A 24,471-nucleotide genomic window follows, 5' to 3' on the forward strand; every position below is an offset into this window, starting at 1 on the left:
ATTCATCAACAGATATCATCTGGATACAAAGAATGAGAAATATAATAGCCTATCATTCCATACGGAATACCTTCTTCTATACAGTTTGGTAGGTTTTGTTTGATTGTTGTACGTAAATCTAATAGCGTATTTTACATTCTTTAGGAACCTGATTTATATATTCTTCTGCTGATGTGGCTTTGTATTGCATAATTTTAGATTTATACAATTGTCATTTCAAAATGAGACTTTCTTGTTGATTTAAAAATCTCATAAAATTTGACAATAATAAATTTCTTTTTATTCTTTATTAGGAATAAGAAAGGTTAACAAGTTAATGAATTTTTGTGATTTCTAAGTATTGAATGATTCTATAAATAAGTTAATGTAAAACCGAGGAACTTCATGATATTTCTCCTAAAAAGGGTCGAAATGACACATCTGGGTGTAAGCATATCTGAATATAAAAAAAACACAAAATTGTCACTTCTGTAGAAGTTAACTAATTCGACCAAAGGAGAAGTAGGGTAACAGTGATAAAAGATACCTTGAGTAATTTTTTTTGAAAAGGTAGAAATGTTTACTTTAAGTTTTATAAAATAAAAAGACCCTTCAGGTTTTTAAAACCTGAAGGGTCTGAATGTTAAAATAAAATGATCTATTTAAATTTTGCCTTAATTTTATCTACAATAGTTTGTGCTAATTTTTCATTACTTTCAACAGTCCAACCGGCAACATGTGGCGATAACAAAACATTCTCTGCATTGATTAAATATTGAAAAGCTTCTGGCATTTTATCATCAGAAAACAAATTTTCAAAAGAGGCTTTTTCATATTCTAAAACATCTAAACCGGCACCTAAAATTTTACCATTTTTTAAAGCAGCAACTAAATCTTTGGTAACTACAGATTTTCCACGCGCGGTATTTATCAACCAAAAAGGCTTTTTAAAACCTTTGATAAAATCTGCATCTATCATGTTTTGAGTAAGTGTTGTTTGTGGTATGTGTAAACTTAAAACATCTGATTTTTCTTGTAATTCTTCTAAAGAAACTTGTTTACAATTTGCATCACCAACATTTGGTTTTATATCATAACACAATACTTCCACATCAAAACCACGTAGTTTTTTTGCAAAAGATTTCCCCATATTTCCATAACCAATTAAACCAACCGTTCTACCGTCTAGTTCAATTCCTCGGTTTTCTTCGCGTAGCCATTTTCCGTTTCTAACTTCTTTATCTGCTTTGTTTAGCTTATTAAATAGCGATAATAGCATTCCTAAGCTATGTTCTCCAACGGCGTTTCTATTTCCTTCTGGAGCAGCAATTAATTCAATATTTAAGCTTTTTGCGTACGCACAATCTATATTTTCTAAACCTGCGCCAACGCGTCCAATAAACTTTAAATTAGTAGCTTTATCTAAAAATGCTTTATCAATAGAAAATCGACTTCTAATAATAAAACCATCGTAGTTGTGAATTTTAGCTAGAATTTCTTCTTTTGAAGAAGTGTAATCTTCATCGTTACTAAAACCCAACTCGCAGAGTTGTTTAAGTAAAAGAGGATGATTTGAATCTAAGTGTAGAATTTTCATTTGTAATAATTTTTTGACCACATAGAAACATAGTCAACAGAGGTTTTTATTTCCCACAAATTTTACAGATAAACACACACTTCATTCGTGTTTATCTGTGAATTTAGTGGATCATATTTTTGTAACAAGAAGTCCCTTCCCTTTGGGAGGATTAGAATGGGCTCTAATATTGCTCCTTATCATTAGGGAAATCACCAGTTTTTACATCTGCAATATAGCTTTCAAAAGCACCAGTCATATCTGCATGCATATCAGAATATCTACGTAAAAAACGAGGATGAAATTCATGTGTCATTCCTAACATATCGTGGGTAACTAAAACTTGTCCGTCTACACCATTTCCGGCACCAATACCAATTACAGGAATAGAAATAGCCTCTGCAACTTCTTGTGCTAATTTAGCTGGTACTTTTTCTAAAACAACTCCAAAACAGCCTAATTTTTCTAACATTAAAGCATCTTCCATTAATTGTTTTGCCTCTTCTTCTTCTTTTGCTCTAACCGTATAGGTACCAAATTTATAGATAGATTGTGGTGTTAAACCCAAATGACCCATTACAGGAATTCCGGCATTTAAAATGCGTTTAATAGATTCTTTAATTTCTTTACCACCTTCTAATTTAATAGAATGTCCGCCGCTTTCTTTCATAATTCTAATGGCAGAACGCAAGGCTTCTTTTGGGTCAGATTGATAACTACCAAAAGGTAAATCTACAACCACTAGACATCTGGTTATTGCTCTAACAACAGAACTTGCATGATAAATCATTTGATCTAACGTAATAGGTAAAGTTGTTTCATGACCTGCCATAACATTTGAGGCAGAATCACCAACCAAAAGAACATCGATTCCAGCTCCATCTAAAATTTTTGCCATTGTAAAATCATAGGCAGTTAGCATGGAAATTTTCTCTCCATTCTTTTTCATATCTACCAAAGATTTTACGGTAACTTTTTTATATTCTTTTTTTGCTGTTGACATACTTTTTGTTTTTAAAATAGTATGTAAATGTAAGGAAAAGCATAAAGATTAAACAAGTTAATATTTCGTTAATCTTAAGAAAAATAAATTTTATTATTAAGCTATTTGTTTAGATTTATTGCTGGTTACTTATAATTATCTAATTAAATTTCTAACAACCTGTATTTAATTAATTATGTTTTAGGTGTAAAAAGAAGTGATAATCTAAAAGAGTAAAGAATAAAAAATAACATTATCTTTGACCTTTATTTATTAAATGACAGAAGAGCAAGTTGTATTAAACACAGACAAATGGATAGATAATTATGCAGACTATATGTATAATTATGCTATTGTGCGTGTAAATAACAGTGATTTAGCTAAAGATTTAGTTCAAGATACTTTTTTTGCAGGATTAAAGTCTGCTAAAAATTTTCAAGGAAAATCTACAGAAAGAACTTGGTTAATTTCTATTTTAAAAAGAAAAATTATAGATTATTATAGAAAAATAAATTCTAAAAAAGGGCAAGCTGAAGTTAGAATGAATTTTTATGATGATGGTGAAAACGAAGGTAATTGGTTAGAAGAGAGGGTACCACAGAGTTGGGACAATGAATCTGAGAAAACCATTGAAAACGAAGAATTAAAAAGTCAGTTAGATTCTTGTATAGATGCTTTGCCTAAAAAATATGCAATGGTTTTTAGAATGAAAACCATACAAGGGTTCGAAACTGAAGAAATTTGTAAGGAGTTAGATATTACAGCGTCCAACTTATGGGTTATCATTCATAGAGCAAGAACACAGCTCAGAAAATGTATGGAAGATAATTGGTTTAATAATTAAGAGATGTTTAAAAATTTAAAAATTACTTGCGACGAAGCAACTACTATTTGTGATAAAAGCCAATATGGTGCTGCTTCTTTAGTTGAAAAAATAAAACTAAATCTACATTTTTTAAGTTGTAAAATATGTTGTCTTTACACAAAGCAAAATAAAGCACTTACAAATATGTACAAAGGGCATGCAAGAAGTTGTAAACCAACAAAACGTTGCCTTAGTAAAGAAGAAAAGGAAGCTCTTAAAAAAGAGTTAGCTAAAATAAAAGAATAAAAATATTTTGGTAGTTTTTAAAAAACTACATTTTTTGATTTTTTGTTAGATTGAAACGGGATTTATAGAAATATAGATTCCGTTTTTTTGTACATTCGCTTTTTATTTTCTCGGGTACAGCCGAGAGATTTGTAAAGAAACTTAATAAGGTCTCGACTGTACTCGACCAAACATCAGATGCATTTTTTACCAGAAAATATTGACAACTACGCTGTAGATCACTCACAACAAGAACCTACAATTTTAAAAGAATTAAGTAAAGAAACTTGGCAAAAAGTATTAAACCCAAGAATGTTAAGCGGTGATCTTCAAGGAAGAGTATTGTCTATGATTTCAAAAATAATTCAACCAAAAAATATTTTAGAAATTGGTACTTATACTGGGTATTCTGCTTTGTGTTTAGCCGAAGGTTTAGCACCCGAAGGAAAAATTTTTACATTAGATAAGAATGAAGAATTAGAAACACTTCAAAATAAATACTTTGAAAAATCTGGTTTTAGAAATCAAATAAAACAGTATGTTGGTAAGGCAATAGATATTATACCTACCATTAATGAGAAATTTGATCTGGTTTTTATTGATGCAGATAAAACAAACTACATTAATTATTTTCATTTAATTATAGATAAAATGAATTCTGGTGGAATTATTTTATCTGATAACGTACTTTGGAGTGGTAAAGTTGTTGAAAAATTAGATCCAAAAGATAAGGATACAAAAATACTTTTGGCTTACAATAAACTATTAAATACAGACGATAGAGTTGAAACGGTACTTTTGCCAATTAGAGATGGTTTAACAATAAGTAGAGTAAAGTAGTTTCTGTTTCACAGGATAAAAAACAATGTTTGTAAACAAAAACATAGCTGTTTAAAAACAAATAAAATAGTTAAAAAGAAGCTGTTAAATTATTAATGATGGTTTTCTTTTTGTGCGGTAAAGATTTTTTTTGAATGTAATGTGCTATTCTATAACTAAATTCAGAATAAAGTAAAGTTAGAAATTACGTTTTATAGGACCTGTTAGATCTTCAATATTATCTTTTACAGAATTAATTCCTTTGTTAATGTCTTTTGTAATACTTTTAAATTCTTCATTAACACCTTTAGTAACTTCTTTTGCAGAATCAGTCTCTGAAATAGGCAATTTAGCACTTTCATTAATTTCTCTCTTAATATCGTTGGTTGCATCTTTTACCTGACGCATTCCTTTTCCTAATCCTCTGGCAATTTCAGGAATCTTATCTGCACCAAAAAGCATTACCACAATTAACATGACAACCATTATTTCGGGACCACTAATAAATAAAAGAGTAGAATTCATAAAACAAAGGTAAATATTTATTCAATATATAAACTTCACAAACCAAAATATTTGTAGTTTAGAAAAAAAAAATATTAAAAATAGTTTAAATGCTTAAAAGAGTACTTGTAGTTTTGTTTGTAACTGTCTATTTTACAAGCTGTAAAACGGTTAAATTATCTAGAAATATCGATCAAAAATTAGCAACTTCTTTTTTTGATAATCATTTTACGGGAATTTATATTTATGATGTAGCAGCAGACAAAGTACTCTATAATTATAATGCAGATAAGTATTTTACACCCGCAAGTAATACCAAAATTTTTACACTTTTTACGGGGTTATAAATGTTACCAGATTCAATTCCGGCTTTTAAATATGCTGTAAATAAAGATACAATTACAATACAAGCCACAGGAGATCCTACTTTTTTACATCCATTTTTTAAAGACAGTACCGCTTTAAAATTGGCGAAAAAATATAAAAAAGTACATATAATAGCTAATAATATTTCTGATAAAAGATACGGACCAGGTTGGGCTTGGGAAGATTTTGATAGCTATTTTAGTCCAGAAAGAAGTGCTTTTCCTATATATGGAAATGTTGTATTTGTCCAAAATGAAGATTCAATAAAAGTTGCCCCTAACTATTTTTCTGATAAATTAGAAATTACAGATAAAAGTTACGGTAGAAAAGAGCTTTCTAACTCTTTTTACTTTGGAAAAAATAGGAAAAGAGAAACCGAAATTCCGATGATTATAAGTGATTCTTTGCTTTTAAATCTCTGGAATGACATTTTACCCAACAAAGTAAGTTTACTGCATAAATCGGCTTTAAAACCGTCTAAAATTGCATACAGTATTCCTAAAGATTCTTTATTTAAAAGAATGATGGAAGTAAGCGATAATTTTTTAGCAGAACAGATTTTAGTTTTAGCTTCATCCACTCTTTCAGACACGTTAAATTCTGCAAAAGCAATAAACTATCTATTAGAAAATCAATTGAAAGATTTAAAACAAAAACCACGTTGGGTAGATGGTTCTGGATTGAGTAGGTATAATTTATTTACACCGATTTCTTTTGTCGAAGTTTTAACCAAAATGCATCAAAAAATTCCAATAAAAAGGTTGTTTCAGTTTTTTCCGGTTGGCGGAAAGTCTGGGACTTTAAAAAATTGGTTTTCTGGAAACCCAAAACCGTATATTCATGCAAAATCTGGTACTTTGGGGAACAATTATAATTTAAGTGGTTACTTAATTACAAACTCCGGAAAAACATTAATATTCAGTTATATGAACAATCATTACATGCATTCTAATGCTGAAGTAAAAAAGAAAATGCAAGCTGTTTTTGAGGAGTTAAGAGATAATTATTAAGTATATTTAAAAAAAGAGCAACATATATGGAAGAAGCGATAAATGATTTTAGTGCAGGAGGTTTTATTTGGCAAGTAATTCAAATAATATTTTTGGCGGCCGCGGTATATTTTTTATTCAAATTTTCGAAACGTTTTAGTAAAAAATGAATTTTAATGTTTTGTTATTAACAAGTATATTTTTATGGTTTATTTTTACCATATAATAAATTGCTAAATCTAAATATCAAGAAATAATTATAAAAGTAAATACTTTTTTTTAAACCCTGTGAATTTAGGGGATAAAACAAATTTTTACTGTTATATAAAGCGTTAGCCACCATTTAAAAACAAACTTTGGAAGAAGAATTAAAAATACATCTAAATAAATTTGCTACGTCACCTTTCCTATTTGTTGGTTCAGGAATTTCGAGAAGGTATTTAGGTTTAGAAACTTGGACAGGACTACTCGAAAAAATCACAGCTGAAATCGGAATGGCTAATAGTTTTAGATATTATTTATCTAAAGCAAATGGAGATTTACCTGAAGTTGCTTCAATTATAGCGGAGGAATTTTACGATTTGTGGTGGAAAGAAGAGCGTTTTACGGAGAGTCGTGAAGAATTTCAAGACAAAGTTAAAACCTCACAATGTCCCTTCAAATTTGAAATTACGAAATATATCAGAAATAAAGGATTAACGAACATAAAGGAACTTGAGCAAGAAATTAATCTATTTCGAAAAATAAATATTGATGGTATAATAACTACAAACTGGGATTTATTTTTAGAATCAATATTTCCGGATTTTAGTGTATTTATTGGTCAAGAAAGTATTTTATTCCAAGACTATATTTCTGTTGGAGATATTTACAAAATTCACGGATGTAGCTCTAAACCAAATTCATTAGTTCTAACTTCAAGCGACTATGAAAATTTCAATAATAAAAACCCATATTTAGCAGCAAAGTTGTTAACTATTTTCATTGAGCAACCTATAATATTTTTAGGTTACAGCTTAAACGACCATAATATTCAAGAAATTTTGAAATCAATAATAGCTTGTTTAAGCAGACATAATATTGATAAGCTAAAAGATAGATTAATCTTTTGCGAATGGATTCCAGACGATATTGAACCAACTATGATTGATAGTACACTTTTGATTTCAGATACAGTACTTCCTATAAAGCTAATAAGATTAAATAATTTTAGTCCTTTATATACTGTATTGGCAAATAACAAAAAAAGACTTCCAATAAAAATTCTTAGAAATATGAAAGATATGGTTTTTGATTACGTAAAATCAAACCAATCAAAATCTAAAGTTTTTGTTAGTGATGATTTAGATGAAATTGAAGATATTGAAAAGGTTGAGTTTTTCTACGGTGTTGGTGTTAGAGATAAACTCTCAGAAGTTGGTTATACTGGTATTCATTTGAGAGATTTATTGCAAGATATTGTTTTAACTAAAAATTGGAATGCAGAAAAAGTTTCAAAAAACGTAATTACGAATATAAACGGAACTTATATACCATATTTTAAGCATTTGAATGGTGGCGGTTTCTTAAATGAAGATGGGGAAATTCCAACAGATGATAAAACGTTAGAGTTCAGTCCTGCTTTTATTGAAAAGGTAAATTCAATTCAGCAACAAAACTTTTACCCTGCACAAAATTATTCAAGAAAAGCTGAGGAAATTAACGAAAAATATAAAAATTTCGAAGAGCTTAAAGAAGGGGAAGATTTTGCGCATATTTTATATTATACACCTCTTTTGGAAACCGAAAAAATAAATATTGAACAGTTACATAATTTTTTGAAAGAGAATATAAATAATAAAACTTTGGGAAATACATATTTCAGAAAACTAATCTGTCTATATGATTACTTAGCGTATAAAAACGGTGGCTAACACCGTATAAAATTAATTGCTGGTTTTAGTCTATTTACGAAAGTCCTCGCGGACTTTCTATCTGTGATTTATTTGCTAACTTTAGTACTTAAAACACGCAACTAATCTTATACAACAACGTTGTGGTTTATATCCAGAAAAATTACGATAAAATTGCAACTTGTAGAATTAAAAATTAATCATTAAATTTATAACAATAATCAAAATGAACAAAAACAAATCAATCAACCTTTTTAAACTTGGAATTCTATTTTTTGGAATTTCATTATTACTTTGGAATTGTGAAAAAGAAGAAAACCAACTAGTTCAGGAAAATACTGTTTCTGAACAACTACAAAAAATCTTTAATCAAAATGATTTTAGCAACTTAATTCCTTATGAATTTACTGTAGATTTTAGCAGCCCTGTAAAATCCTACTCCGAAGATTTAGAATTATTTTACTACGAACTTCCTGTCAATTATACTTCTTTATTGAACCCCCAATGAGTTAAACAAACTTAAACGAAAAGGAGGGTATTATACTAAATATAAAATAGTAGCCATTCAAAATAATGAAGGAGATTTTAATTTTTTTGCTGCTAAATTTTATCAAAATGTAGACACCCAAAATAGTCATTTAATTAATTCAGAAGTTTCATTCTCTAATTCTAAAAATTATTCTGGTATCATTTATTTAGTAGATAAAGAAAAAAACTTTGTCTATACTAAAAAAGTCGATAAAGGTAATGTAACACACTATTCACCTTTTAAAACAAAAAAAGAATCTTCAACATCAACATTTGCTAAAAGCGATTCAAATTGTGAAACTGTTAGACTTGTTACAGAATATACAGATTGGTATAATATATCTAGTGATGAAGACGGAATTTTTATAGTATACCAAGGTACAACAATAACTGGGTATGATTATGAGGAAATTTGTATAACTAGAGGTAGTTTGCCCGAAATGAATAGATTTGGGCCAAATGGTGCTGGTATCTATAAAAAAACAGGCACTAACAATACTGGAGAAAAAGAAGAAAAAATTGCTTTTATTAATGATGCAATTAGTTATTGTGGACCAGGGTTATTTCCTAATAGTAATGGTGATTGTGTAAAGGATTTGGAAGATCATATTGATTCCTCTGACCTTACAGGTAAAGCAGAGTGTTTAAACGATAGTTTAACCAAAGATAGTAATGATTTTGTTAAAGATTTATTAGCTAATTTTAATGGAAACTCTGAATTTAACATAAATAGATCTTCAAAAGATAAAATTTTTAGAAAAAATACTAATATTGAACTTAATGGAAAAACTACGTATCTACCTGGTTCCTCATTAATAAATATTAATATTAGTACTGGAAGATTATCAAATATGTCTTCATTAGCTGGCATAAGAACTATACTACATGAATATATACATGCAGATATGTTTAGAAAATTAAATACAAAATATTCAATAAACGGTGATTTAGATTTTAAACAAACGTTTAACCATTTTAAAAATGTTAACTTTAAACCAGACCCTCAACACGAGACTATGACTAAATTATATTTAAACGAAATGATATTAGCACTAAAAAATACTCATCAAAAATTAATACCTAATGAGGTAAAATATTACAAAGAAAATTATCCATTAAATACTTTAGATAATATTTATGAGGCGCTTGCATGGCAAGGATTAAAAAACCATAAATTACAAGCTTGGCTAGATAAAGGTAAAGACACAATTAAAATAAATAATACAATTAATACAAACCTATCGGGCTTAACTAAAAACTTTTGTAAGTAATGAAAAAAATATTTTTAGTCATATTATTTCTTCCTTTTATTTGTTTCTCTCAAAAAGTAAAAGATACTTTATTTATAAAGCTAGATGGCAAATACTTAAAAAAAGGATTTGACTATACAGAAAAAGAACATATTTTTGTATTTAAAGACAATGATAATTCAGCAGAATTTACTTCACTATCTATTACAGACACTTTGTATAATTTAAAGCCAACAAAAATATATTGTATGAATACAATAATAAAAAAATCTGGAGCCTATTATGATAATGATAAAGTTAGAGATTATGATTTAGCTATATATTTAAATAAGCATATTGTAATTATAATTGAAAAAAAACACTTTACTAAAACTGTTGCGATTACTGAAATAGAATAATATACAAACCACAACACGTTATATAAAAAATAGCAGTTAAGTGTGGGCTACAAAGTTTGTGCTTTTCTACTATTTTGTGTATAAACTGAAAGTAAAAGCATTATTATTCTACTACTTTTCATATACCAACACGTTGGCGGTAATTTGAGCATACCAAACATCAAAGAAAGAAATGAAAGAATATTTAAAATCATTTAATTTATTTACCGACATAGAGATTAATGATTTCTTGAATTTATCTCAAACTATTTTATTAAAAAAAGGCGATTTATATATTAATAATAATGAAATTTGCGACTCTATAGCTTTTGTCAAAAGTGGAATTTTTCGTTCCTATTATTATTCAAATAATGAAGATGAAATCACATATTGTTTCACTTTTCCTAATAAATTATTAATGGCTTATTCTTCATTTATTTCACAAAAAAAATCTGAAGAAAATATTCAAGCTCTGACAGATGCTGAAATAATTTCAATACCAAAAGCAACTTTAGAAAATTTAGCCAAATCAAATAGTAATTGGTTGCGTTTTTTGAAAATTATTGCCGAAAAGGAATATGTTGAATTAGAAAAATGGATATTTAATCATCAAAAAGATAAGGCTCAACAACGCTATTTAGATTTAATTACAACGCAACCTGAATATATCAAGGAGATTCCACTACATTATATAGCTTCTTACCTAGGCGTTACACAACGTCACCTAAGTCGAATAAGGGCTAATATTACGTATTAGACAAATGTCCTCTTCATAAACCTTTAGTGCTTCATAAATTTGCATATAATTTAAAAACAGATATTATATGAAAACAATAATTTTAATTGGAGCAAACGGAAAAATGGGACAAGCTGCTCTTATGGGGCTAGGAAAACACAAAGTTATAACTGCTGGACGTTCTGCTGATAGCTATGACTTTCAAGTAGATATTACAAGCGAAGCATCATTAAGGAAATTATATGAAGATGTTGGTCATTTTGATGCTGTTGTAAACACTGTTGGTGTTTGTGAATATGCAAATTTTACTGAAATGACCGAAGAACAATGGATGAGTACCATTTTAAGTAAAATGATGGGACAAATAAACATTGTACGTATTGGTCAAGAATACATTGCAGATAAGGGGGCATTTACTTTAATAACAGGAATTTTAAATACTAAGCCTATACCTTTTGCAATTGCTGATGCTACTACTAGTGGCGCTATTGATACATTTGTTAAATGTGTTGCTTTTGAAATGCCAAGAGGAATCCGAGTAAACTCAATAAACCCAACTGTTTTAGAAGAGGCTTGGGATGTTTATGGTGAAATGATGCCAGGTTTTGAGCCAGTTCCTGGAAAGTTAGTAGGTAAAGCTTTTGAACGTTCGGTTGATGGATTTATTACGGGTCAAGTAATTTTTGTAGATGCATAAATACAAACTTAAGCCGTATATAATTTATTGCTAAGTCCTCATCTATTTACGAAAGTTTGTGAGGACTTTTTATTTAGTTATTATTTACTAAATTAGTAGCTTAAAACACGAACCAAACCAAACACAAGAGCGTTACTTTTTTAAACATTTTTGTCACTATCATTCTTGCTTTTTTTTAGAAGAAAATCAAAAATTGAATGTCATGAAGTTCTATTTAAATCAAACTCATATTATAAGAACCTTTCAGATGTTCATAAAACTAATTTTCAAGCAAGAACATTATTATTTATTTCTACAACAAACTTCAGTTCAGAGCCTGATTTCATTGTAAATAAAAAAATGAAAATTATTATTTCGAGTGCTTTTGTTCAAATTACATTTGGATTAAAAACGGATACTTTAAATAAGTTTAATGATGTATTTGTTGCACCAAGTTCTTACTCTTACAAAAATAATACAGCAGTTTTTAAGGGTGATGTAAATATTGCAACTAAAAAGATAAATATGTCTTGGCCTGCAATAGAAAAGGGCTTTAAAATTACAGATGATGCGCTTAATTTATCTATTCACGAATTTGGTCATTGTTTAATTTTCGAGAATCATACAAGATCTTATTTCTCTAAAATATTTAATAAAGGAGATTTTGAAAATTGGAAAAGTCAAGCAAAAACGAAATTTAAAAAAATAAAAGCGAAAGAAAACATCGTTTTAAGGGATTATGCAGGTACAAATCTTGTCGAGTTCTTTTCAGTTTCATTAGAAACCTTTATTGAACAAGCAGCATACTTTAAAGAAAACGAGCCAGAATTGTATGAAAGTATGACGCAATTATTAAAGCAAGATCCAATTAATAAAAAGGATCCTGTTTTATGATCTAAGATGTGTTTTAATCAACTTTAAAAATTAAACTTCGCTTGCCGATCATACATAATAATGCTTCCTGCTACGGATACATTTAAACTCAATTCCGATTTAAATTTTACCAAATGATGCGATTTTTCAATAGCTGCATTAGACAATCCATGATCTTCTGCGCCTAATAAATATACGCAACGTCTCGGATGTTTAAAAGTTTCTAATTGTACTGCTTTTTCATCTAATTCTACCCCCACTAACATAGCGCCTTTTGGTAAGTTATTAAAGAAATCATCAAAAGTTTTGTAATGAAAATAAGGCATTGCTCCAGTAGCTTTGTGTGTATCGCAAGCTTGTTTAGCATAGCGATTGCCAATGGTAAAAATAAAACTTGCACCCATATTTTGTGCAGAACGCCAAAGAACTCCTAAATTTTCGGGCGTTTTTCCATTCTGAATTCCGATTCCGAAAAAACCTTGTTCTAAATTATTTACCATTAGTTTTTAATCAACATTCTTTTAATTTCATTCAACTTCATTAAGGCTTCAATAGGTGTTAAAGTATCAATGTTTGTGGCTAAAATTTCTTCTTTAATGTTTTCTAATAACGGATCATCTAACTGAAAAAAGCTGAGTTGCATTTCTTCATTCTGATCTTGTTTTAAAACGTCTTTAACTTCGGCGTTTTTGTTGTTCTTTTCTAGTTTTGCTAAAATTTTATTCGCTCTGTGGATTACCATATTCGGCATTCCTGCAAGTTTGGCAACATGAATACCAAAACTATGATCAGAACCACCAGAAACCAATTTACGCAAGAAAATAATGGTGTTTTCTAATTCTTTTACCGATACATTAAAGTTTTTAATGCGCTCAAAAGAAGTAGTCATTTCATTTAATTCATGATAATGCGTTGCAAACAATGTTTTTGCTTTGGTTGGATGCTCGTGTAAGAACTCAGAAATAGCCCATGCAATCGAGATTCCGTCATAAGTAGAGGTTCCCCTACCAATTTCATCTAACAAAATTAAACTGCGCTCAGAAACGTTATTTAAGATCGAAGCGGTTTCATTCATTTCTACCATAAAAGTAGATTCTCCCATCGAGATATTATCACTTGCACCAACTCTGGTAAAAATCTTATCTACAATACCAATTTTTGCATTCTGAGCCGGAACATAACTTCCCATTTGTGCTAATAAAACAATCAATGCTGTTTGTCTTAATATTGCAGATTTACCAGACATATTCGGTCCGGTAATCATAATTATTTGTTGTTGATTTCTGTTCAGCACAACATCGTTTGCAATATATGCTTGATCTATTGGTAACTGCTTTTCAATAACCGGATGACGACCATTTTTTATCTCTAAATCTGTGCTTTCATCCATAATTGGGCGCACATAATTGTTGTCAATCGCTAAAACTGAAAAAGAAAGTAAACAGTCTATTTTTGCAATAATTTGTGCGTTTTCTTGCACAACTTGTACATATTGAATGATATATTGTAATAACTTAGAAAATATTTCTTGTTCTATTTTCGCTATTTTTTCTTCAGCACCTAAAATTTTAGTTTCGTATTCTTTTAACTCTTCAGTAATATAACGTTCTGCATTTACTAAGGTTTGTTTACGAATCCATTCTTGCGGAACTTTGTCTTTATGAGAATTTCTAACCTCTATATAATACCCAAAAACATTGTTGAAAGAAATCTTTAAACTTGTAATTCCTGTGCGCTCTGTTTCACGTTTTAGCATATTATCTAAATACTCTTTACCAGAGTTAGAAATAGCGCGTAAATCATCTAATTCTTGATGAACACCTGTTGCTATGGCATTTCCTTTATTGATGTTTACCGGAGCTTCATCAAATAAAGTTTCATTAATTTTTTCAATTAAATCATTGCAAGTATGTAACTGATTTCCGAGAGCTTTTACAGCCTTATTTTTACTCTTTTCTGCGGATGCTTTTATCGGAAGAATCGCCTTTAAAGAATCTTTTAAAAGTACAATTTCTCTTGGTGAAGCTTTACCTGTTGCTACTTTAGAAATCAATCTTTCTAAATCGGATATTTGTTTTAATTGATAGGTTACCGTCTGAGAAAACTCATCAGAATCTATAAAAAACTTTACCAATTCATGACGATTTTTAATCTCGTCTATATTTTTTAATGGAAGCGCCAACCAACGTTTTAACAATCTTCCGCCCATTGGCGATATCGTTTTATCAATAACATTTAATAACGTTACTGCGTTTACAGAATTCGGATTATAAAGTTCTAAGTTTCGAACCGTAAAACGATCCATCCAAACATAATTATCTTCAGCAATTCTACCAATATGTTGAATGTGTTTTAACTGATTGTGTTGCGTTTCAGATAAATAGTACATCACTGCACCGGCAGCAATAATTCCGTTTTTAACATCTTCGATTCCAAAACCTTTTAAACTTTTTACTTCAAAATGATTTTGCAACGTTTCGTTTGCGTATTCTTTTTGAAAAACCCAATCATCTAAATAAAACGTATAATAACGGTTTTCAAAAAGTTCTAAAAATTGTTGTTTGTGTTGTTTTTGAACCAAGACTTCACTCGGACTAAAATTCTGCAACAATTTATCTATGTATTCTGCATTTCCTTGCGCTACTAAATACTCTCCTGTAGAAACATCAAGAAAAGAAATTCCGAGTTGTTTTTTATCAAAATGAACCGCGGCTAAAAAGTTATTTGTTTTGGTTTGTAAAACTTCGTCATTTAAAGAAACTCCAGGAGTAACCAATTCTGTAACACCACGTTTTACAATGGTTTTGGTCATTTTCGGGTCTTCTAACTGATCGCAAATGGCAACACGCATTCCAAATTTTACCAACTTTGGTAAATAGGTATTTAAAGAATGATGCGGAAAACCGGCCAATGCAGTTTCTGTTTCACTTCCGGCACCACGTTTTGTTAAGGTAATTCCTAAAACATCAGCAGCTTTTTTAGCATCTTCACCAAAGGTTTCATAGAAATCTCCTACTCTAAAAAGTAACATTGCATCAGGATATTTATTCTTGATTGCGTTGTATTGTTTCATTAAAGGAGTAACCTTTTTTGCTTTTGATTTTGCCAAGTTTTTGGAAATTTTCAGTTAGTTTTGCGAAGATAGAAAAAGTAGTCAGTATTCAGTTGGCAGTTTGTAGTGAACTTATTCACAATAAGTCAGAACTTTTAATTATAGGGCGATAGTTAGGAGCTTTATTTACTGAGGCATGCTTTAAAATGTTAAATATTTGTTTCGAAGCATATCTTGTAACCTTAGGTTGAGGTTGTTGATTAAAACAAAATTTGGGCTAAAGCCATTATGCTGGAAATACTTTAAGACCTGTGGATAAATCTACAGGTAATTGAATTAAAATTATGGATTGTTACAGACTTTAGTCTGTGTTTAATGATCAGTTAAATATTGGCTTTAGCCAAATAATTATAGTTAGGAACGCGATAAAACTCTTATAAACGAATGTTTTTAAAACCTCTGTGAGGTTTGGAGTTTTGAATAAAATAAGTATGAGAAAATTAAAGAATAACGAGTTAGGAAGAATTACTGTTGATGAATTTAAAACAGTAGAGAAGACGCCTATTATAGTAGTTTTAGACAATATTAGAAGTTTAAATAATATTGGTTCTGTGTTTAGAACGAGTGATGCTTTTTTGATTGAAAAAATCTATTTATGTGGTATTTGCGCTACTCCGCCAAATAAAGATATTCATAAAACAGCTTTAGGTGCAACAGAATCTGTGGCTTGGGAATATGTAGAGGATACGTTGACTTTAGTTGAAAAATTAAAAGCAGAAAATGTAAAAGTCTTATCTATTGAACAAGCAGAAAACGCTACAATGCTCGACACTTTTTATCCGACGATAGGAGAGAAGTATGCTATTGTAATGGGTAATGAAGTTAAAGGAGTACAACAAGAAGTTGTAAATGCGAGTGATTTGTGTATTGAAATTCCGCAATTGGGTACCAAACATTCTTTAAATATCTCTGTTACTACAGGGGTTGTTATTTGGGACTTGTTTGTGAAGTTAAGAAAATAGTCCTTTTTTCATACTGTTTGTCTTTTTCGAACAGATAGAGAAATCAGATAAGGTTGCTTTGGTTTGTATATTGTTGTTATGAGGTTTCTCCTTGCGGCTAAATGACTAGTGGGTTGTTATTTTTTTTATTTCTTTAAGCATTATATTGAATTGTCAAATTAGACTAAAAAAGGTGTTTTATAAATACAAGTAGTTAGCAAACAAGTTTAGTCCAGATTGAAGCATTTGTTTGAGCTCTTTTTTGCTTTTTTTAGCAAAAAAAGCGAGTGCAGAAAGCTGTAAATAGCTTCTAAAAAATTTAGAAACCCAGTACTAATTTAGCAATAGAAAAGTAGATTAAAATTCCTAAAATATCATTACTGGTAGTTATAAATGGGCCTGTTGCTAAAGCAGGATCGATGCCTTTTTTAGCTAAAAGAATAGGGATAAAAGTACCGATAATTGAGGCAATAATAATTACGGAAATTAAGGAAGCTGCTACGGTAATACCTAAATCTAGTGGAAAACCTAAAAACAACATTCCGGCAGACATTAATAAGGCAGCCAATACAAAACCGTTTAACAAGCCTTGTAATATTTCTTTTAACAACCTTTTAAATAGTGATCCTTTTAAGCTGTCGTTGGCCAAACCTTGCACAATAATTGCAGAAGATTGTACACCTACATTACCTGCCATTGCAGCAATTAAAGGGGTAAAGAAAAAAAGTTCTGGAAAACTGCTCATTGCACTATCAAAACTACCTAAAATAGAAACAGAAACAAAACCACCAAAAAGGGCTAAAATTAACCAAGGTAATCGTGCTTTTGTAAGTTCCCAAATGGTATCATTTGCTTCTACATCTTTAGAAAAACCAGCAGCCATTTTATAATCTTTGTCGGCTTCATCTCTAATAACATCTAAAATATCATCAATAGTAATTCTACCTACTAAAACGTTGTTATCATCTACAACAGGTATGGCTTCTAAATCGTATTTAGCCATTATTTTGGCAACGGCTTCATCATCTTCATGCACGTTTACAGCATCTACGGTTGCTTTACAAATGTCTGCTATTTTATGGTCTGATTTGGCAATTATTAAGTCTTTTAAAGACATTCTACCTACTAGTTTATCTTCTTTATCTACTACGTAAATAGAGTGCACTCTGGTAACGTCTTTTGCTTGCCCTCTTATTCTACGCATGCAGCCGGCAACGGTCCAGGTTTCATAAACTTTTACGAGCTCTTTTGCCATTAAAGCTCCTGCAGAATTATCATTATAAGACAATAACTCTTTAATATCTGCCGCATGGTCATCATCTTCTAAAGCAGACATTACACGTCTTTGTCGCTCTTCTGAAAGTTCACCAATAATATCTGCAGCATCATCGGTATCCATTTCTCTAACCTCATCGGCAATTTCTTTTGCAGATAAGTTTTTTAAAATTTCTTCACGCGTATCTTCGTCTAATTCGGTAAGTATTTCTGATGTTTTTTCACTATCTAAAAGTTTGATTATATAGATAGCTTCATCAAAATTAACTTCGTCTAAAACTTCTGCAATATCGGCAAAATGGACTTCAGAAAATAATGCTGTTATTTCTTTATCATTTTTAGAAATGATAAGTTCTGATAGGTTTTCTAGGGATTCATCATTGATTTCGAACGTCATTTTCTGCCAATTTTTGCGTAAGTGAAATAAACTCAGAAACAGATAATTGTTCTGGGCGTTTCGCAAAGATAGGGTCTTCTTTTAGAGAATCCGAAATATTGAAAGACTTTAAACTAGAACGAAGCATTTTTCTTCGTTGGTTAAAGGCGGTTTTTACTACTCTAAAAAATAACTTTTCATCTACAGGTAACGAATAATCTTTTTTACGAACTAATCGTATTACACCAGAATCTACCTTTGGTGGCGGATTAAATACTGTTGGCGGAACTGTAAATAAATATTCTACATCAAAAAAGGCTTGGGTTAAAACAGATAAAATTCCGTACACTTTACTACCTTCTTTTTCTGCAATTCTCTTAGCTACTTCTTTTTGAAACATACCTGCAAATTCTGGTACGTAGTCTCTATTTTCTATGGCTTTAAAAACAATTTGTGTAGAAATATTATAAGGAAAATTACCAATAATTGCTACTTGCTTTTTATTAAAAATATCTTGAATTTGATTCTTTAAAAAATCGCCTTCAATAATTTCGAAATGTTCTTTAGAGGTATCTAATTTAATGTGCTCTAAAGGAAAAGTTTCATGTAAATAAGCAACAGATTCTCTGTCTAATTCCATGACAGTTACTTTTGCTTTTTTAGGTAATAAGTATTTGGTTAAAACCCCCATTCCCGGACCAATTTCTAAGACATCATCATACCCATTTCCAGTTAAGGCATCTGCAATGTTTTTTGCAATGCTTTCATCCATTAAAAAATGCTGACCTAAATGTTTTTTTGCTTTAACTGACATGTTTATGTTTTTTAAAAAGTAAAGAAATTGTTCTTAATTGTTAGTATTTGTAGGGTAAAATTCTTTTATCAACCTTAATTCTGTTCTAAAAGCTAACATTTTATCTCCAAATTTTCGCAGGCTTTCTTGTTGTAATATTTCTGCTTCGTGTTTGTAATAATCGTCTAAATCTTCTCTTGTATTTGCGGTATATTGTATCGAATACGTTCTACCACCCATTTCTTCTTCTACCAAAACTTCGGTTAATTTAGCTACTGTAAATTTGCCTGTATTTAGTACTTTTAAAATGTGCGATTCCATCCAGGTTAGCCATTCTAAATGAACGGTTTCATCTATATTTATAGTTACGTTGTATATGTACATGCTATTTTTTTTCCTTATCCTGCAAGGTTTTTAGAACCTTGCAGGTTTATTAATTTATTTTTATACCTACAAGGTTTTTGAACCCTTGCAGGATGATTAAATATCATCTCCTCTTAATTTTCGGTATTTTTTTCTAGCATCTACAAGATAAATACTAGAAGAATAGTCAAAAATAATCTTTTGATAGTATTCTGAGGCTTTTTCTGGGTTGTTTAATTGATTATTATACAATTCTGCCATTTCATAGTAGACATCATCTGCATAAATACCTTGATTATCGGCGGCTATAATTTTTGAAAAACTGGCAATAGCGTCGTCATATTTTTTTTGTTTGATGAACAACTTTGCTTCAAAAAATAATACATCATCGTATATAACTTCTCCTGGTGTTAACCCGTTTTCAAAAACGTTTTTAGGTATAAACAAACTGTGTAATTCGGTTAATGCTTCTTCATTTTTATTCTGATAAGAAAGCAGTTCTGCCTTGGCCAATTGTTTTAAGCCAGACGGAATAGAATCTACTGGTTCATTATCTGTAATTTTTAAAAACAACTCTAGAGCGTCATTGGCAATTAATTGTGTTGTAGAGCCTTTTAATACTTTTAACTGTGCTTTAGCCCATGTAAAATCTGCTTTATAATAACTTGTTTGTGCTACTTTAAAACGTGCTTGTTGTGCTAATTCGTGGTTTTTAAGTTGCGTTTGAATTTGAGAAAAATAAATCAATGCTTTATTATAGTTTCCTGTAAAAACCAAAATATCTCCTAATTTTAATTTTATTCTGGCTTTATCAAATCGAGAACGAGAATAGTTTAAGGCTTCTTCTAAAACAGTTTTAGCTTCGTTTGGTTGGTCTTTTTTAAAAGTTAAAAAATCAGCATATTCCACTTGTAATTTTATGGTATATGAATTTTTACCATATTGATTAAAAAGAGATAGAAACATATTTTCTACTTCAGGATTATCTGTTGCGACTGCTATTTTTGTTAGGTATAATGAAGCTTCAATTTTTTCTATTTGTAAAGTTTTTTGTTCGGTTATAAAATAAAAACATTCTTTAGCAGTAGTATAATCTTTGTTTTCAAAAGCTATTTTTCCTAAATCAAAAATAGAATTTAAATCAACAGGGTTTCTTTTGTACAGAGCTTTTTCTTGCGTAAAAGCTTTATTGTAATCTTTCTGTTGTGTAAAAAGCCAACTTAATAAAAGATTCCAAACATCTTTTGGGTTACTCGCAGATTTTTTTAAAAGTGTTTTTCTAAATAAAATATTTGCTTCATTTTTTGCATCATCTGTAATATAACTACTCGTATATCTTTTTACTAAATCGTAATTTTCAATGTTTTTATCAACGAGATTAAAGTAAGCTTCAAACATTTTTTTTAAGTCACCTTTTTCACCATAAATCTGAGCAATTCTAAAGTTATAATCTGCTTTTTTATTTTTAGCCATTGTTTTTGTATAGGCTAAAATAGCATGGTCTAAAAGATTGTAATCTTTAAAAAGTCTACCAATAAATCCGCCATAAAAACTATTTGTATCAATAGAATTTAAGGCAATAGAGTAATTTTTTTCTGCCAACTCTTGTAATTCTTGTCTTTGGTAGTTATACCCTAAGTGCACATAGAAAAAAGCTTGTTTAGGGTCTTTGTCAAGTGCGGTTTTTAATAGTTTTTCTACTTCATTAAATTTATTGGTTTCTTGATAACAAGAAATCAATCTACTTAAATAAGTAGTATTAAAAAGGTTGTTAGCATATAAGTTTTTAAAGATTTGAGTGGCTTTTTCATACTCTCCTTCTCTATAGTAATCTTCTGCCAAATAATAATCACCTTGAGAGAAGCTAACGCTAGTTATAGTAATAAAAATAAGTAAAAACAGTTGTTTCATCAATTTCAAAGATAGGTAAGAAATATGTTAAATTTTTATTAAAGACGTCTATTCTAAGGTGTTCTTTGTAACATTTTGGCACGAAACTTGTCTAAAGAGAATATAACCAATCAAATTTTAAGAAGATGAATACATTTAAAAAACAATACGAAACAGCAAAAAACAATTCTATAGAGTTTATGAAAAACGGACAAATTAGTGCGTATTTAAACTCACTTTTAGAAATGAATAAATACAAAAGATTAATGGTTGCTGTAGTTGCAAATTAGTTTGCAGTTTCAGTTTTCAGTAAACAGTCAAAAAAAAGTAATCAGTCTCAGTTTGCAGTACTATTAGAACTGTAAACTGAGACTGATTACTTTTTTCACAAACTTTAGCACTGAATACTGCTACTGTAAACTGAATACTAAAATTAATCTATAATATCGAACCCGCAATAAGGTACTAAAGCATCCGGTATTTTAATTCCGTCTGCAGTTTGATAGTTTTCTAAAATACCTGCTAAAACACGAGGTAAAGCCAAAGAACTACCGTTTAGGGTGTGTGCTAATTCGCTTTTACCTTCTTTATTTTTAAAACGTAATTTTAATCTATTTGCCTGAAAAGCCTCAAAGTTAGATGCAGAACTAATTTCTAACCAACGGTCTTGCGCTGTAGAAAACACTTCAAAATCGAAGGTTAAAGCAGCTGTAAAACCAGTATCACCACCACACAAACGTAATATTCTATAAGGTAATTTTAACTCTCTTAAAATATCTTTAATATGTTCTACCATGCCGTTTAAAGCTTGGTAAGAATTATCTGGATGCTCAATACGTACAATCTCCACTTTATCAAATTGATGCAATCTATTTAAACCTCTTACGTGTGCACCATAACTTCCTGCTTCACGTCTAAAACAAGGTGTATAGCCCGTTACGGTAATAGGAAATTCAGCTTCTTGCATTAAATTACCACGAAACATGTTCGTGATAGGAATTTCTGCCGTAGGAATTAAATATAAATCATCTACCGTAGAATGATACATTTGCCCATCTTTATCTGGCAATTGACCCGTTGCCGTTGCAGATTCTGTATTTACCAAATGTGGCACTTGTACTTCTGTATAACCTGCTTTGGTATTTTTATCTAAAAAATAGTTAATTAATGCACGTTGTAATCTTGCTCCTTTTCCTTTATAAACCGGAAAACCAGCACCTGTAATTTTATTACCTAATTCGAAATCAATGATATCGTATTTCTTAGCTAATTCCCAATGAGGCAAAGCATTTTCTCCTAAATCAGGAATTGTTCCTTCACTAAAAATGTTCTCGTTATCTTCTTCAGAAGTTCCTGCTTTTACAGAAGTATGCGGTATGTTTGGTATTTGATAAAGTAACGTTTGCAACTCTTCTGCAAAAGCATTAAAATTATCACCAAGCTCTTTAGATTTCTCTTTTAACTGAACTGTTTTTTCCTTTAAAAGATTCGCTTTCTGTACTTCTCCAGATTTAAAAAAACCACCAATTTCTTTGGATAATTTATTAGATTCTGCCAAAGTATTATCTAACTCAACCTGAGTAGATCTTCTATTCTCATCCGCAGTTAAAACTTGTTCAATAATAGTTGCTGCATTGGCAAAATTACGTTTTGCTAAACCTGCTAAAACCGTTTCTTTGTTGTCTCTAATAAACTGTACTTGTAACATTTTTGTAGAATTTTTGTAAATGCAAAGATATAATTTGTGAAATTGTTTTACACTAAATTATACATAAAAGTATGCTGTAAAATTCTAAACAAATAGGCACAAAGAAATCATAGAAAATAGATGTTTTCAAATGTTTTTTGGGCGTTACCACAAGGGTCAGGCTTTCGCACTCGCTTTTTTTGTAGAAAAACAAAAAAGAGCTCAAACAATTGCGCTATCCTTAACGCGTAGTGAATACTAAAAAAGGAAGTTATTATAAGGTTACTCAGTTCAGACCCTTCAGGTTTTAAAAACCTGAAGGGTCTTTAATATTAAATACCGAAATTGTCATTTCGAAGTATTGAGAAGTCCCATAACAGTGATAACACAAATCTGCAAAAAAAAAAAAATTGTAAAAACTTAAAGGTTTTCTTTAATATACTCTCTAGCCGTTTGTTCATCCTTTTTAATCTGAACAACTAATGCATCAATAGAACTAAATTTTTCTTCATCACGTAAAAAATAAAGTAATTCTATCGTTAAATATTCGTTGTATAAATTTTGGTTGAAGTCAAAAAAGTGGACTTCAATTGTTTGGTAAGTTCCATCTACGGTTGGTCTGCTGCCAATATTCATCATTCCAAAAACAGTTTTATTGTCTATGGTAGATTTTACAACATAAACCCCCGTTTTAGGTATTAATTTATACGCTTCTTTTACATCAATATTTGCCGTTGGATATCCTATTTTTCCGCCTAACTTTTTTCCGTTTACAACAGTACCACTCAGCATAAAGTTATAACCCAAATAATCATTGGCAGTTTTTAAATTTCCAGTAGCCAAAGCACTTCTTACTTTTGTAGAACTTACAGAAACATCATCTATATCTTGTGCCGGAATTTCCTCTACCACAAAATCGTACAAGTAACTATATTCTGTTAGTTGCACAATGTTTCCTTCCCTATTTTTCCCAAAATGATGATCGTAACCAATAATTAATTTAGAAATATTTAGTTGATTTACCAAAACATCACGCACAAATTCAAGTGCATTCATTCTAGAAAATTCTTTACTAAAAGGATGAATGATTAAGTAATCTAAACCTGTTTTTTTAAGTAATTCTGCACGTTCTTCAATCGTGTTTATCAATTCTATAGTAGCATCTTTTTGCAAGACCATTCTTGGATGCGGAAAAAAAGTAAGTAAAACAGATTTACTATTTGCTTTTTTAGCCTCTAAAACTAGTTTGTCAATAATTTTTTGATGTCCAAAATGAACGCCATCAAAAGTACCTATGGTTACGTATGTTTTTTCTGAAGTAGAAAAATTAGAAATATTCTGAATTGTATTCAAAAAAAGATAATTAAATATATGACAAATGTACAATAACTAACGGT

25 protein-coding genes are annotated in these 24,471 nt (G+C 30.0%); 14 read left to right on the forward strand and 11 right to left on the reverse strand.

From position 1 onward, the window contains the following. Window positions 1–637: 637 nt before the first annotated feature. Window positions 638–1,576 carry a 2-hydroxyacid dehydrogenase gene (locus KV700_RS10780; protein ID WP_218597893.1) on the reverse strand — a complete coding sequence of 313 codons (939 nt, stop codon included), beginning with the start codon at window positions 1,574–1,576 and terminating at the stop codon, window positions 638–640. 163 nt (window positions 1,577–1,739) lie between these two features. Beyond that, complete coding sequence (gene panB, locus KV700_RS10785) at window positions 1,740–2,558, reverse strand: 3-methyl-2-oxobutanoate hydroxymethyltransferase (RefSeq protein WP_166386107.1); 819 nt, start codon at window positions 2,556–2,558, stop codon at window positions 1,740–1,742. Between the two features lie 256 nt (window positions 2,559–2,814). Between panB and KV700_RS10790 the strand changes: the two genes are divergently transcribed. The 3 genes from KV700_RS10790 to KV700_RS10800 all read left to right on the forward strand — a co-directional run bounded on the left by KV700_RS10790 (window position 2,815) and on the right by KV700_RS10800 (window position 4,467). After that, window positions 2,815–3,381 (forward strand): sigma-70 family RNA polymerase sigma factor, encoded by a 567-nt coding sequence (locus KV700_RS10790; RefSeq protein ID WP_166386109.1) that lies wholly within the window; start codon window positions 2,815–2,817, stop codon window positions 3,379–3,381. Window positions 3,382–3,384: 3 nt separating this feature from the next. Beyond that, window positions 3,385–3,648, forward strand: a complete 264-nt coding sequence (locus tag KV700_RS10795) for a hypothetical protein (RefSeq protein WP_166386111.1) — start codon at window positions 3,385–3,387, stop codon at window positions 3,646–3,648. 177 nt (window positions 3,649–3,825) lie between these two features. Beyond that, a complete protein-coding gene (locus KV700_RS10800) occupies window positions 3,826–4,467 on the forward strand; it encodes an O-methyltransferase (protein WP_218597894.1) in 642 nt (213 codons plus the stop codon). A gap of 177 nt (window positions 4,468–4,644) precedes the next feature. Here the strand turns inward: KV700_RS10800 and KV700_RS10805 are convergent, their stop codons facing one another. Further along, complete coding sequence (locus KV700_RS10805; protein ID WP_166386115.1) at window positions 4,645–4,971, reverse strand: twin-arginine translocase TatA/TatE family subunit; 327 nt, start codon at window positions 4,969–4,971, stop codon at window positions 4,645–4,647. Window positions 4,972–5,060: 89 nt separating this feature from the next. Here KV700_RS10805 and KV700_RS17295 point away from each other — a divergent pair, with 89 nt between their 5' ends. The 9 genes from KV700_RS17295 to KV700_RS10845 all read left to right on the forward strand — a co-directional run bounded on the left by KV700_RS17295 (window position 5,061) and on the right by KV700_RS10845 (window position 12,658). Further along, complete coding sequence (locus KV700_RS17295) at window positions 5,061–5,297, forward strand: D-alanyl-D-alanine carboxypeptidase (protein ID WP_254712904.1); 237 nt, start codon at window positions 5,061–5,063, stop codon at window positions 5,295–5,297. Next, complete coding sequence (locus KV700_RS10810) at window positions 5,298–6,326, forward strand: D-alanyl-D-alanine carboxypeptidase (RefSeq protein WP_254712905.1); 1,029 nt, start codon at window positions 5,298–5,300, stop codon at window positions 6,324–6,326. 335 nt (window positions 6,327–6,661) lie between these two features. Beyond that, a complete protein-coding gene (locus tag KV700_RS10815) occupies window positions 6,662–8,218 on the forward strand; it encodes an SIR2 family protein (RefSeq protein ID WP_218597895.1) in 1,557 nt (518 codons plus the stop codon). 205 nt (window positions 8,219–8,423) lie between these two features. Next, window positions 8,424–8,705 (forward strand): hypothetical protein, encoded by a 282-nt coding sequence (locus tag KV700_RS10820; RefSeq protein WP_218597896.1) that lies wholly within the window; start codon window positions 8,424–8,426, stop codon window positions 8,703–8,705. 460 nt (window positions 8,706–9,165) lie between these two features. Then, window positions 9,166–9,996: a hypothetical protein gene (locus KV700_RS10825; RefSeq protein WP_218597897.1), complete on the forward strand. Its 831-nt coding sequence runs from the start codon at window positions 9,166–9,168 to the stop codon at window positions 9,994–9,996. Then, the gene (locus KV700_RS10830) at window positions 9,996–10,373 is read left to right on the forward strand and encodes a hypothetical protein (RefSeq protein ID WP_218597898.1); all 378 of its coding nucleotides are present in this window, start codon (window positions 9,996–9,998) and stop codon (window positions 10,371–10,373) included. The genes KV700_RS10825 and KV700_RS10830 overlap by 1 nt, the downstream gene beginning before the upstream one ends. Before the next feature lie 172 nt (window positions 10,374–10,545). After that, window positions 10,546–11,109, forward strand: a complete 564-nt coding sequence (locus KV700_RS10835) for a Crp/Fnr family transcriptional regulator (RefSeq protein ID WP_166386125.1) — start codon at window positions 10,546–10,548, stop codon at window positions 11,107–11,109. Between the two features lie 67 nt (window positions 11,110–11,176). Further along, complete coding sequence (locus KV700_RS10840) at window positions 11,177–11,785, forward strand: short chain dehydrogenase (RefSeq protein WP_218597899.1); 609 nt, start codon at window positions 11,177–11,179, stop codon at window positions 11,783–11,785. A 165-nt stretch (window positions 11,786–11,950) separates the two neighbouring features. Beyond that, complete coding sequence (locus KV700_RS10845) at window positions 11,951–12,658, forward strand: zinc-dependent peptidase (protein WP_254713008.1); 708 nt, start codon at window positions 11,951–11,953, stop codon at window positions 12,656–12,658. A 23-nt stretch (window positions 12,659–12,681) separates the two neighbouring features. On the opposite strand, the gene KV700_RS10850 is transcribed toward KV700_RS10845, so the two are convergent. Both KV700_RS10850 and mutS read right to left on the reverse strand, forming a co-directional pair. After that, on the reverse strand, window positions 12,682–13,137 hold the full coding sequence (locus KV700_RS10850) for an RNA methyltransferase (RefSeq protein ID WP_218597900.1): 456 nt from the start codon (window positions 13,135–13,137) through the stop codon (window positions 12,682–12,684). Continuing rightward, window positions 13,137–15,746, reverse strand: a complete 2,610-nt coding sequence (gene mutS / locus KV700_RS10855) for a DNA mismatch repair protein MutS (protein ID WP_218597901.1) — start codon at window positions 15,744–15,746, stop codon at window positions 13,137–13,139. The genes KV700_RS10850 and mutS overlap by 1 nt, the downstream gene beginning before the upstream one ends. Window positions 15,747–16,180: 434 nt before the next feature. On the opposite strand from mutS, the gene KV700_RS10860 reads away from it, so the two are divergent. Next, window positions 16,181–16,711 carry an RNA methyltransferase gene (locus KV700_RS10860; RefSeq protein WP_218597902.1) on the forward strand — a complete coding sequence of 177 codons (531 nt, stop codon included), beginning with the start codon at window positions 16,181–16,183 and terminating at the stop codon, window positions 16,709–16,711. A 298-nt stretch (window positions 16,712–17,009) separates the two neighbouring features. Here KV700_RS10860 and mgtE read toward each other — a convergent pair whose 3' ends face one another. The 4 genes from mgtE to KV700_RS10880 form a co-directional block, all read right to left on the reverse strand. Further along, complete coding sequence (gene mgtE / locus KV700_RS10865; protein ID WP_166386137.1) at window positions 17,010–18,362, reverse strand: magnesium transporter; 1,353 nt, start codon at window positions 18,360–18,362, stop codon at window positions 17,010–17,012. Beyond that, window positions 18,343–19,155 carry a 16S rRNA (adenine(1518)-N(6)/adenine(1519)-N(6))-dimethyltransferase RsmA gene (gene rsmA / locus KV700_RS10870; protein ID WP_166386139.1) on the reverse strand — a complete coding sequence of 271 codons (813 nt, stop codon included), beginning with the start codon at window positions 19,153–19,155 and terminating at the stop codon, window positions 18,343–18,345. Before rsmA ends, mgtE begins: the two co-directional genes overlap by 20 nt. Window positions 19,156–19,188: 33 nt before the next feature. Beyond that, window positions 19,189–19,518 carry a DUF4286 family protein gene (locus tag KV700_RS10875; protein WP_166386141.1) on the reverse strand — a complete coding sequence of 110 codons (330 nt, stop codon included), beginning with the start codon at window positions 19,516–19,518 and terminating at the stop codon, window positions 19,189–19,191. 96 nt (window positions 19,519–19,614) lie between these two features. Beyond that, window positions 19,615–21,408, reverse strand: coding sequence for a tetratricopeptide repeat protein (locus KV700_RS10880; RefSeq protein ID WP_218597903.1), 1,794 nt, complete (start codon window positions 21,406–21,408; stop codon window positions 19,615–19,617). Between the two features lie 125 nt (window positions 21,409–21,533). Here KV700_RS10880 and KV700_RS10885 point away from each other — a divergent pair, with 125 nt between their 5' ends. Continuing rightward, on the forward strand, window positions 21,534–21,677 hold the full coding sequence (locus KV700_RS10885; RefSeq protein WP_165731424.1) for a hypothetical protein: 144 nt from the start codon (window positions 21,534–21,536) through the stop codon (window positions 21,675–21,677). A gap of 143 nt (window positions 21,678–21,820) precedes the next feature. Here KV700_RS10885 and serS read toward each other — a convergent pair whose 3' ends face one another. Together serS and KV700_RS10895 are read right to left on the reverse strand one after the other, a co-directional pair. After that, on the reverse strand, window positions 21,821–23,095 hold the full coding sequence (gene serS / locus KV700_RS10890) for a serine--tRNA ligase (protein ID WP_166386145.1): 1,275 nt from the start codon (window positions 23,093–23,095) through the stop codon (window positions 21,821–21,823). 399 nt (window positions 23,096–23,494) lie between these two features. After that, the gene (locus tag KV700_RS10895; protein WP_218597904.1) at window positions 23,495–24,427 is read right to left on the reverse strand and encodes a bifunctional riboflavin kinase/FAD synthetase; all 933 of its coding nucleotides are present in this window, start codon (window positions 24,425–24,427) and stop codon (window positions 23,495–23,497) included. Window positions 24,428–24,471 lie beyond the last annotated feature (44 nt).

This window comes from Polaribacter sp. NJDZ03, from assembly GCF_019263805.1.
Lineage (GTDB): Bacteria > Bacteroidota > Bacteroidia > Flavobacteriales > Flavobacteriaceae > Polaribacter.